The sequence below is a fragment of the Rhizobium sp. P1_E6 genome, from assembly GCF_056405875.1.
In genome coordinates this window covers 1-785 of sequence record NZ_JBFUBG010000330.1, presented here as the reverse complement: position 1 = coordinate 785, position 785 = coordinate 1, and the positions used below count along the sequence as shown (strand labels likewise).

The 785-nt window shown below is 58.3% G+C and carries 1 protein-coding gene and 1 pseudogene; both read left to right on the top strand.

Translation table 11 applies throughout. The annotated features are described in order from the left end of the window. A pseudogene (locus tag AC1D35_RS36565) lies at positions 1–400 on the top strand (phosphomannomutase); the annotation flags it as partial. A 43-nt stretch (positions 401–443) separates the two neighbouring features. Next, a partial coding sequence (locus tag AC1D35_RS36560; protein ID WP_477942946.1) for a sugar phosphate nucleotidyltransferase occupies positions 444–785 on the top strand: 342 nt, incomplete at its 3' end.

Below are 785 nucleotides of genomic sequence, written 5' to 3'. Positions count from 1 at the left end.
GCCGACACGCGATTGTTTCCTGCCGATGCTGGCGACACTCTCGCTTGCCGCGATCCGCAAGGAGCCGCTTTCGGTCGTTGCTGCGTCCTACAAGCTGCCTTTTGCAGCGGCCGATCGTCTTGAGAATTTCCCTGTCGAAACCAGCACCGCATTAATGACTTTCCTGCGCGCATCCGATGCTAATCTCACGGAGTTCCTGCAACCCATCGGGGACGTCGCTTCGAAAAGCGATATTGATGGATTGCGGGTAGCGTTGCGTGACGGCCGTATTATTCATCTCCGTCCTTCCGGCAATGCGCCGGAGATGCGTTGTTACGTGGAAGCGGAAGGCGAGGCAGCCGCCTTGGAACTCTTGAATGCGGGATTGACCCGAATTAAGCGCTGGGCAGAAGCCCGGTAAGCATGTGACAAACCTGGCCGTTCATTTCGAGGAAGAACACCCTATGACACAGAAAATCGTCCCCGTGATCATGGCCGGCGGCAAGGGCACGCGCCTTTGGCCGCTCTCGCGCGCAACCGCGCCGAAGCAGTTTATACAGTTCGTCGGGGACAAGACGCTGTTTCAGGAAACCCTGGTCCGCGTTTCCGATCCGGCGCTTTACGAAGCCCCCATCGTCGTGACGAATGAGGACTTTCGCTTCCTCGTTGCAGAACAGGCCCGCGAACTCGATATTCCGCTCGCCGCAGTCTTGCTGGAGCCTGTTGCCCGCAACACCGCTGCTGCAGTGKCAGCAGCAGCAGGTCTGGCCTCCGAGCATTTCGTCAAGGAAGCCATCATTCAGATG